This is a genomic window from Streptomyces sp. NPDC051310 (assembly GCF_044455245.1).
Taxonomy (GTDB): domain Bacteria; phylum Actinomycetota; class Actinomycetes; order Streptomycetales; family Streptomycetaceae; genus Streptomyces.
Genome location: NZ_JBITEO010000030.1, coordinates 79,599 through 89,066, shown reverse-complemented (window position 1 = coordinate 89,066; position 9,468 = coordinate 79,599). Strand labels below are relative to the sequence as shown.

The 9,468-nt window shown below is 71.7% G+C and carries 7 protein-coding genes; all 7 read right to left on the bottom strand.

The window, feature by feature from the left end:
• Nucleotides 1-131 precede the first annotated feature (131 nt).
• Nucleotides 132-974 carry an orotidine-5'-phosphate decarboxylase gene (pyrF, locus tag ACIA79_RS31035; protein ID WP_399431720.1) on the bottom strand — a complete coding sequence of 281 codons (843 nt, stop codon included), beginning with the start codon at nt 972-974 and terminating at the stop codon, nt 132-134.
• Nucleotides 971-2,074, bottom strand: a complete 1,104-nt coding sequence (locus ACIA79_RS31030; protein ID WP_399431723.1) for a quinone-dependent dihydroorotate dehydrogenase — start codon at nt 2,072-2,074, stop codon at nt 971-973. Before ACIA79_RS31030 ends, pyrF begins: the two co-directional genes overlap by 4 nt.
• Nucleotides 2,075-2,149: 75 nt before the next feature.
• A complete protein-coding gene (gene carB / locus ACIA79_RS31025) occupies nt 2,150-5,461 on the bottom strand; it encodes a carbamoyl-phosphate synthase large subunit (protein ID WP_399431719.1) in 3,312 nt (1,103 codons plus the stop codon).
• A complete protein-coding gene (gene carA, locus ACIA79_RS31020) occupies nt 5,454-6,593 on the bottom strand; it encodes a glutamine-hydrolyzing carbamoyl-phosphate synthase small subunit (protein WP_399431718.1) in 1,140 nt (379 codons plus the stop codon). The genes carB and carA overlap by 8 nt, the downstream gene beginning before the upstream one ends.
• Nucleotides 6,590-7,156 carry a hypothetical protein gene (locus ACIA79_RS31015; protein ID WP_399431717.1) on the bottom strand — a complete coding sequence of 189 codons (567 nt, stop codon included), beginning with the start codon at nt 7,154-7,156 and terminating at the stop codon, nt 6,590-6,592. The genes carA and ACIA79_RS31015 overlap by 4 nt, the downstream gene beginning before the upstream one ends.
• Nucleotides 7,153-8,439 carry a dihydroorotase gene (locus ACIA79_RS31010; RefSeq protein ID WP_399431716.1) on the bottom strand — a complete coding sequence of 429 codons (1,287 nt, stop codon included), beginning with the start codon at nt 8,437-8,439 and terminating at the stop codon, nt 7,153-7,155. Before ACIA79_RS31010 ends, ACIA79_RS31015 begins: the two co-directional genes overlap by 4 nt.
• The gene (locus ACIA79_RS31005; RefSeq protein ID WP_399431715.1) at nt 8,436-9,422 is read right to left on the bottom strand and encodes an aspartate carbamoyltransferase catalytic subunit; all 987 of its coding nucleotides are present in this window, start codon (nt 9,420-9,422) and stop codon (nt 8,436-8,438) included. The genes ACIA79_RS31010 and ACIA79_RS31005 overlap by 4 nt, the downstream gene beginning before the upstream one ends.
• Between the last annotated feature and the right edge of the window lie 46 nt (nt 9,423-9,468).

The window sequence follows — 9,468 nt, the reverse complement described above, 5'->3', positions numbered from 1 at the left end:
GCCACGCCGGCTCGTGCTGGAACTGGTGGGTGTTCTCCAGCGTGTTCGAGCTGTTCACGGGGCCTTAACATTGCCCCGGCGCCCCGCGGTAGGTGGGGCGGGGGCCGCCGCGCGCGAGGCTCCCGTGCCGGTCAGGCGCCGGTCGCCTCGCGCACCTCGTCCGCGTACCGCAGGGCCGCCTCGCGCAGCGCCGCCGCGTCCGGGCCGTGGCGCAGCACGCCCCGGCTGACGTTCGGCACGACGTTGCGCACGGCGGCGCCGAAGACGCGCGGCAGGTCCGCCGGGGTCGCGCCCTGCGCGCCGATACCGGGCGCGAGCAGGGGGCCGTTGATGTCGAGGTCGTACGAGGAGAGGTTCCCGAGCGTGGCGCCGACGACCGCGCCGAAGGAGCCCATCGGCTCGGCTCCGGCGTTGTCCCGGGCGAGGTGCGCGAGCATGGTCGCGCCGATGGTGCGGCCGTCCTCGCCCGTCGCCCGCTGCACCTCGGCGCCCTCCGGGTTGGAGGTGAGGGCGAGGACGAAGAGCCCGGCGCCGCTCTCGCGCGCGAGGTCGACGGCCGGCCGCAGCGAGCCGTAGCCCAGGTACGGGGAGACGGTCAGCGCGTCCGAGAAGAGCGGGGAGTCCCCGCGCAGGTAGGTCTCGGCGTAGGCGGCCATGGTGGAGCCGATGTCGCCGCGCTTGGCGTCCATGACGACCAGCGCCCCCGCGTCCCGCAGGTCCGCGACGGCCCGCTCCAGGACGGCGATGCCGCGCGAGCCGAACCGCTCGAAGAAGGCGCTCTGCGGCTTGAAGACGGCGACGGTGCCGGCGAGGGCGTCGACGACCGTGCGCGTGAAGGTCTCCAGGCCCGCCACATCGTCGTTCAGGCCCCAGTCGGCCAGCAGGGAGGCGTGCGGGTCGATGCCGACGCACAGCGGCCCGCGGGCGTCCATGGCGGCGCGCAGACGGGCGCCGAAGGGGGCGAGCGGGCTCATGCGGTGGCCTTTCGGGTGTCGGCGCCGACGGCCTCGGCGAGGGAGGCGTACGGGGAGGCGTGCAGCCGGGCGGCGAGGCCCTTGTGGATCGCGCGGGCGTAGAACGGGCCCTCGTAGATGAAGGCGCTGTAGCCCTGGACGAGGGTGGCGCCGGCGAGGATGCGCTGCCAGGCGTCCTCGGCGTTCTCGATGCCGCCCACGCCCACGAGGGTGAGGCGGTCGCCCACGCGCGCGTAGAGGCGGCGCAGGACCTCCAGGGAGCGCTCCTTCAGCGGCGCCCCGGACAGGCCGCCGGTCTCGCTCGTCAGGTAGGCGGGGGACTTCAGGCCCGTGCGGCCGATGGTGGTGTTGGTGGCGATGATGCCGTCCAGGCCGAGCTCGACCGCCAGGTCGGCGACGGCGTCGACGTCCTCGTCGGCCAGGTCCGGCGCGATCTTGACGAGGAGGGGCACGCGGCGGCCGGTGACGGTGCGGTCGGCGGCCTCGCGGACGGCGCTCAGCAGGGGGCGCAGGTGCTCCACGGCCTGGAGGTTGCGCAGGCCGGGCGTGTTCGGCGAGGAGACGTTGACGACGAGGTAGTCGGCGTGGCGGGCGAGCCGCTCGGTCGACTTCACGTAGTCGGCCACAGCCTCGGCCTCCGGGACAACCTTGGTCTTGCCGATGTTGACGCCCACGACCGTCCTGAAGACCGGCACGCGTGTGCGCAGGCGCTCGGCGACGGCGGCCGAGCCGTCGTTGTTGAAGCCCATGCGGTTGATCAGGGCCCGGTCCGCCACGAGGCGGAAGAGGCGCTTCCTGGGGTTGCCGGGCTGCGGCTCGCCCGTGACCGTGCCGATCTCGACGTGGTCGAAGCCCAGCATGGCCATGCCGTCGATGGCGACGGCGTTCTTGTCGAAGCCGGCCGCGAGGCCGAAGGGGCCGTGCATGCGCAGGCCGAGCGCTTCGGTGCGCAGCTCCTTGTGGCGCGGGGCCAGGACGGCGGCGACGAAGGTGCGCAGCACGGGGACGCGGCCGGCGAGGCGGATCCAGCGGAAGGCCAGGTGGTGCGCCTGCTCGGGGTCCATCCGCGTGAAGACGAGGTGGAAGAAGAGCTTGTACATGTGTGTCCTCATGAACGACTTCATGAGAAGGGGGACACCGGTCTGCTGCCGGTGCCCCCCTCCCCCGTGGGCTGGTCAGTCCTCGCGGGCCGCGATCAGGTGCTGGGCGTGCTCCTGGAGGGAACGCACCCCCACCCCGCCGTGGTTGAGGGCGTCGATGCCCTGGACGGCGGCGGCGAGCGCCTGGACCGTCGTCAGGCACGGGACGCCGCGTGCCACGGCCGCGGTACGGATCTCGTAGCCGTCGAGGCGGCCGCCGGTGCCGTACGGGGTGTTGACGATGAGGTCGACCTCGCCGTCGTGGATGAGGCGCACGATGGTCTTCTCGCCGCCGGGGCCCTCGCCCTCGGACAGCTTGCGCACGACGGTGGCGTTGATGCCGTTGCGCTTGAGGACCTCGGCGGTGCCGGAGGTGGCGAGCAGCTCGAAGCCGTGGGCGACCAGCTCGCGCGCCGGGAAGATCATGGAGCGCTTGTCGCGGTTGGCGACCGAGATGAACGCGCGGCCCTTGGTGGGCAGCGGGCCGTAGGCGCCGGCCTGCGACTTGGCGTAGGCCGTGCCGAAGACGGCGTCGATGCCCATGACCTCACCCGTGGAGCGCATCTCCGGGCCGAGGACGGTGTCCACGCCGCGGCCGTGCACGTCACGGAAGCGCGACCACGGCATCACGGCCTCCTTGACGGAGATCGGCGCGTCCAGCGGCAGGGTGCCGCCGTCGCCGTGCTTCGGCAGCAGGCCCTCCGCGCGGAGCTCGGCGATGGTGGCGCCCAGCGAGATGCGGGCGGCGGCCTTGGCCAGCGGTACGGCGGTCGCCTTGGAGGTGAAGGGGACGGTCCGGGAGGCGCGCGGGTTGGCCTCCAGGACGTACAGGATGTCCCCGGCCATGGCGAACTGGATGTTGATCAGGCCGCGGACGCCGACGCCCTTGGCGATGGCCTCGGTGGAGGCGCGCAGGCGCTTGATGTCGAAGCCGCCGAGGGTGATCGGAGGAAGGGCGCACGCCGAGTCGCCGGAGTGGATGCCGGCCTCCTCGATGTGCTCCATGACGCCGCCGAGGTAGAGCTCGGTGCCGTCGTACAGGGCGTCGACGTCGATCTCGATGGCGTCGTCGAGGAACCGGTCGACCAGGACCGGGCGGTCCGGGGAGATCTCGGTGGACTCGGCGATGTACGTCTCCAGGCGCGCCTCGTCGTAGACGATCTCCATGCCGCGGCCGCCGAGCACGTACGACGGGCGGACGAGGACCGGGTAGCCGATCTCGTCGGCGATGGCCTTGGCCTCGGCGAAGGTGGTGGCGGTGCCGTGCTTGGGCGCCGGCAGACCGGCTTCCAGCAGGACGCGGCCGAAGGCGCCGCGGTCCTCGGCGGCGTGGATGGCCTCCGGGGAGGTGCCGACGACCGGTACGCCGTTGTCCTTGAGTGCCTGGGCGAGGCCGAGCGGGGTCTGGCCGCCGAGCTGGACGACGACGCCGGCCAGCGGACCCGCCTGCTGCTCGGCGTGGACGATCTCCAGCACGTCCTCGAGCGTCAGCGGCTCGAAGTACAGGCGGTCGGAGGTGTCGTAGTCCGTCGAGACGGTCTCGGGGTTGCAGTTGACCATCACGGTCTCGTAGCCGGCGGCGCTGAGCGCGAAGGAGGCGTGGACGCAGGAGTAGTCGAACTCGATGCCCTGGCCGATGCGGTTCGGGCCGGAGCCCAGGATGATGACGGCGGGCTTCTCGCGCGGCGCGACCTCGCTCTCCTCGTCGTACGAGGAGTAGAAGTACGGCGTCTTCGCGGCGAACTCGGCGGCGCAGGTGTCGACCGTCTTGTAGACCGGGCGGACGCCGAGGGCTTGGCGGACCTCGCGGACGACGTCCTCGCGCAGACCGCGGATGGCGGCGATCTGGGCGTCGGAGAAGCCGTGGCGCTTGGCCTCGGCGAGCAGGTCGGCGTCGAGGCGGTCGGCGGCGGCCAGCTCGTCGGCGATCTCCTTGATCAGGAAGAGCTGGTCGACGAACCACGGGTCGATCTTCGTCGCGTCGAAGACCTCCTCGGGGGTCGCGCCGGCGCGGATGGCCTGCATGACGGTGTTGATGCGACCGTCGGTCGGGCGGACCGCCTCGCGCAGCAGCTCGTCCTTGTCACCGGCCGGGCCGGTGAAGGCGAACTGGCTGCCCTTCTTCTCCAGCGAGCGCAGGGCCTTCTGCAGGGCCTCGGTGAAGTTCCGGCCGATGGCCATGGCCTCGCCGACCGACTTCATGGTCGTGGTCAGCGTGGAGTCGGCGGACGGGAACTTCTCGAAGGCGAACCGCGGCGCCTTGACGACGACGTAGTCGAGGGTGGGCTCGAAGGACGCCGGGGTCTTCTCGGTGATGTCGTTGGGGATCTCGTCCAGCGTGTAGCCGACGGCGAGCCGCGCCGCGATCTTGGCGATCGGGAAGCCGGTGGCCTTCGACGCGAGCGCGGAGGAGCGGGAGACGCGCGGGTTCATCTCGATGACGATGACCCGGCCGTCCTCGGGGTTGACCGCGAACTGGATGTTGCAGCCGCCGGTGTCGACGCCGACCTCACGGATGATCGCGATGCCGATGTCCCGGAGGGTCTGGTACTCGCGGTCGGTGAGCGTCATCGCCGGGGCGACGGTGATGGAGTCACCGGTGTGCACGCCCATGGGGTCGAAGTTCTCGATGGAGCAGACGACCACGACGTTGTCGTTCTTGTCGCGCATCAGCTCCAGCTCGTACTCCTTCCAGCCGAGGATGGACTCCTCCAGGAGCACCTCGGTGGTGGGAGACAGGGTCAGGCCCTGGCCGGCGATGCGGCGGAGCTCCTCCTCGTCGTGGGCGAAGCCGGAGCCGGCGCCGCCCATGGTGAAGGAGGGGCGGACGACGACGGGGTAGCCGCCGAGCGTCTCGACGCCCTTGAGCACGTCGTCCATGGAGTGGCAGATCACCGAGCGGGCGGACTCGCCGTGGCCGATCTTGGCGCGGACGGCCTCCACGACGCCCTTGAACAGGTCGCGGTCCTCGCCCTTGTGGATGGCCTCCACGTTGGCGCCGATGAGCTCGACGCCGTACTTCTCCAGGACGCCCTGCTCGTGCATGGAGATCGCGGTGTTGAGCGCGGTCTGGCCGCCGAGGGTGGGCAGCAGCGCGTCGGGGCGCTCCTTGGCGATGATCTTCTCGACGAACTCGGGGGTGATCGGCTCGACGTAGGTGGCGTCGGCGATCTCCGGGTCGGTCATGATCGTCGCCGGGTTGGAGTTCACCAGGATGACGCGCAGTCCCTCGGACTTGAGGACGCGGCAGGCCTGGCTGCCGGAGTAGTCGAACTCGGCTGCCTGACCGATGACGATCGGGCCGGAGCCGATGACCAGGACGGACTGGATATCGGTGCGCTTAGGCACGCTCGGCCTCCATCAGGGATACGAAGCGGTCGAAGAGGTACGCGGCGTCGTGCGGGCCGGCGGCCGCTTCGGGGTGGTACTGGACGCTGAAGGCCGGCTGGTCGAGCAGCTGGAGGCCCTCCACCACGTTGTCGTTGAGGCAGACGTGGGAGACCTCGGCGCGGCCGTAGGGGGTGTCGGACACCTTGTCGAGGGGGGCGTCGACGGCGAAGCCGTGGTTGTGCGCGGTGACCTCGACCTTGCCGGTCGTGCGGTCCTGCACGGGCTGGTTGATGCCGCGGTGGCCGTACTTCAGCTTGTACGTGCCGAAGCCGAGCGCGCGGCCCAGGATCTGGTTGCCGAAGCAGATGCCGAACAGGGGCGTCCTGCGCTCCAGCACGGCCCGCATGACGGAGACGGGACCGTCGGCGGTGGCGGGGTCGCCGGGGCCGTTGGAGAAGAACACACCGTCGGGGTCGACGGCGTACACGTCCTCGGCGGTGGCGGTGGCGGGCAGCACGTGCACCTCGATGCCGCGCTCGGCCATCCGGTGCGGGGTCATGCCCTTGATGCCGAGGTCGACGGCGGCCACGGTGAACTTCTTCTCACCGATGGCGGGGACGACGTACGGCTCGGTCGTGGCGACCTCGGCGGCGAGGTCGGCGCCCTTCATCTGCGGGGCGGCCTGCACCTTGGCGAGCAGGGCCGCGTCGTCGGCGACGGCGTCGCCGGAGAAGATCCCGACGCGCATGGCGCCGCGCTCGCGCAGGTGGCGGGTGAGGGCGCGGGTGTCGACGCCGCTGATGCCGACGACGCCCTGGGCGGCCAGCTCCTCGTCGAGGGTGCGGCGGGAGCGCCAGTTGGACGGGATGCGGGCGGGGTCGCGGACGACGTACCCGGCGACCCAGATCTTCCCGGACTCGGGGTCCTCGTCGTTGACGCCGGTGTTGCCGACGTGCGGCGCGGTCATCACGACGACCTGGCGGTGGTAGGACGGGTCGGTCAGGGTCTCCTGGTAGCCGGTCATGCCGGTGGAGAAGACGGCCTCGCCGAAGGTCTCCCCCACGGCCCCGTAGGCACGGCCGCGGAAGGTGCGGCCGTCCTCCAGGACGAGTACGGCGGGAACCCTGGTTCCCCTGGTGGAGGTCGTCATCGTGCGGTGCCTTCCGTCGTGCTTGCGTTGTTCATGGAGGTGAGGGCCTCGACCCAGGCCGTGTGGTCGGCCGCCGTGTCGGAGCGGAAGCCGGAGTCGATCAGCGTGCCGCCGTGCTCCCAGGTGACGACCAGCAGGCCGCCTTCGGCGAGGACCTTGCCCGCGATGCCCTTGTCGAGCCGGGCCCCGCGCAGCTGCCCGGCCGGCACGAAGAAGTCGCGCGCCCCGGGGCGTACGACGTCCAGGCCGGCGTCGGTGAGCGTCAGCTCGGCACGGCTGCGGGTACCCAGTCCGTGGGCGACGATCCGGTCGAGCCACTGTCCGGCGGTGGTGGAGCCGTGGTAGCGGCCGCTCATGGTCAGCAGGGGGGCGCCGGGCGCCCCGGGGGCGGTGGGCAGGTCCGGGAGGCCGGACTGGAGGCTGCCGCGCCACTTCCAGCCCTGGCGCATCAGCCAGTAGACCAGGGCGATGAAGAGCAGCAGTCCGGCGACCCAGCCGAGCCGGGCGGCCCAGTCGGTCACCTCGGCGGATTTCTGCTCCGCGGCCAGTTCGATGAGTGTCACGCCAGCTTCCCGTCCATCAGCGTCGCCCGGCCCCGCAGGAAGGTGTGGGTGACGCGCCCCGGCAGCTCACGGCCCTCGTAGGGGGTGTTGCGGCTGCGGGAGGCGAAGCCCGCGGGGTCCACGGCTCCACGGTATGCCGGATCGACCAGGGTGAGGTTGGCGGGCTCACCAGCCGAGACGGGGCGCCCGTGGCCGGTGGCCCGGCCGATCCGCGCGGGCGCGAAGGACATGCGGTCGGCGACGCCGGCCCAGTCCAGCAGCCCGGTCTCGACCATGGTGTGCTGGACGACGGAGAGCGCGGTCTCCAGGCCGACCATGCCCATGGCGGCCGCGGCCCACTCGCAGTCCTTGTCCTCGTGCGGGTGCGGGGCGTGGTCGGTGGCGACGATGTCGATCGTCCCGTCGGCCAGGGCCTCGCGCAGCGCCATGACGTCACGCTCGGTGCGCAGTGGCGGGTTGACCTTGTAGACCGGGTTGTACGTGCGGACCATCTCGTCGGTCAGCAGGAGGTGGTGCGGGGTGACCTCGGCGGTGACGTCGATGCCGCGGGACTTGGCCCAGCGGACGATCTCGACGGACCCGGCGGTCGACAGGTGGCAGATGTGGACGCGGGAGCCGACGTGCTCGGCGAGGAGCACGTCGCGGGCGATGACCGACTCCTCGGCGACGGCCGGCCAGCCGCCGAGACCCAGCTCGGCGGAGACGACGCCCTCGTTCATCTGGGCGCCCTCGGTGAGGCGGGGCTCCTGGGCGTGCTGGGCGACGACGCCGCCGAAGGCCTTCACGTACTCCAGGGCGCGGCGCATGATCACGGCGTCGTCCACGCACTTGCCGTCGTCGGAGAAGACGGTGACACCGGCGGCGGACTCGTGCATGGCGCCCAGCTCGGCGAGCTTCTTGCCCTCCAGGCCGACGGTGACGGCGCCGATGGGCTGCACGTCGCAGTAGCCGTGCTCCCGGCCGAGCCGGTAGACCTGCTCGACGACACCGGCGGTGTCGGCGACCGGGAAGGTGTTGGCCATGGCGAAGACGGAGGTGTAGCCGCCGCTCGCGGCGGCACGGGTGCCGGTGAGTACGGTCTCGGAGTCCTCGCGGCCCGGCTCGCGCAGGTGGGTGTGGAGGTCGACCAGGCCGGGCAGCAGGATGCGCCCCTCCGCCTCGACGACGGTCGCGCCCTCGGCGCTCAGGCCGGCGCCGACCGCGGCGATGGTCCCGCCGTCGATCAGGACGTCCTGGGCCTCGCCGCCGAGTACCTTCGCACCACGGATCAGGGTCTTGCTCATCGGTCTTGCTTCTCCTCGGTACGGGGGTTGGCGACGGCGGATTCGTTCCCGCCCAGCAGCAGGTAGAGGACGGCCATGCGGATGGAGACGCCGTTGGCGACCTGCTCGACGACCGTGCAGCGGGGGGAGTCGGCGACCTCGGCGGTGATCTCCATGCCGCGCACCATGGGGCCGGGGTGCATCACGACGGCGTGCTCGGGCATCTTCGCCATCCGCTCGCCGTCCAGGCCGTAGCGGCGCGAGTACTCGCGCTCGGTCGGGAAGAACGCGGCGTTCATCCGCTCGCGCTGGACGCGCAGCATCATCACGGCGTCCGACTTCGGCAGGGTGCTGTCGAGGTCGTACGACACCTCGCAGGGCCAGCTCCCGACGCCGACGGGGACGAGGGTGGGCGGGGCGACGAGGGTGACCTGGGCGCCGAGGGTGTGCAGCAGGTCGACGTTGGAGCGGGCCACCCGGCTGTGCAGGACGTCGCCGACGATCGTGATGCGCTTGCCGGACAGGTCCTGGCCGAGCCCGGCGTCCCGGCCGATCAGGCGGCGGCGCATGGTGAAGGCGTCCAGCAGGGCCTGGGTGGGGTGCTGGTGCGTGCCGTCGCCGGCGTTGATGACGGCGGCGTCGATCCAGCCGGAGGTGGCGAGCCGGTACGGGGCGCCCGAGGCGCCGTGCCGGATGACGACGGCGTCGACGCCCATCGCCTCCAGGGTCTGCGCGGTGTCCTTCAGGGACTCGCCCTTGGAGACCGAGGAGCCCTTGGCGCTGAAGTTGATGACGTCGGCGGAGAGGCGCTTCTCGGCGGCCTCGAAGGAGATGCGGGTGCGGGTGGAGTCCTCGAAGAAGAGGTTGACCACGGTCCGGCCGCGCAGGGTGGGCAGCTTCTTGATCGGCCGGTCGGCGACCCTGGCCATCTCCTCGGCGGTGTCGAGGATGAGGACGGCGTCGTCGCGGGTGAGGTCGGCGGCCGAGATGAGGTGGCGCATCATCGGGGGTTTTTTCTCCGGTTTTGTGGAGTTCGAGGGCCGAGGGGTG

Excerpts from the sequence above, each read along its gene's own strand:
- pyrF (WP_399431720.1), bottom strand. The coding sequence starts at position 974 with ATGAGCCCGCTCGCCCCCTTCGGCGCCCGTCTGCGCGCCGCCATGGAC.
- ACIA79_RS31030 (WP_399431723.1), bottom strand. The coding sequence starts at position 2,074 with ATGTACAAGCTCTTCTTCCACCTCGTCTTCACGCGGATGGACCCCGAG.
- carA (WP_399431718.1), bottom strand. The coding sequence starts at position 6,593 with ATGACGACCTCCACCAGGGGAACCAGGGTTCCCGCCGTACTCGTCCTG.
- ACIA79_RS31010 (WP_399431716.1), bottom strand. The coding sequence starts at position 8,439 with ATGAGCAAGACCCTGATCCGTGGTGCGAAGGTACTCGGCGGCGAGGCC.
- ACIA79_RS31005 (WP_399431715.1), bottom strand. The coding sequence starts at position 9,422 with ATGATGCGCCACCTCATCTCGGCCGCCGACCTCACCCGCGACGACGCC.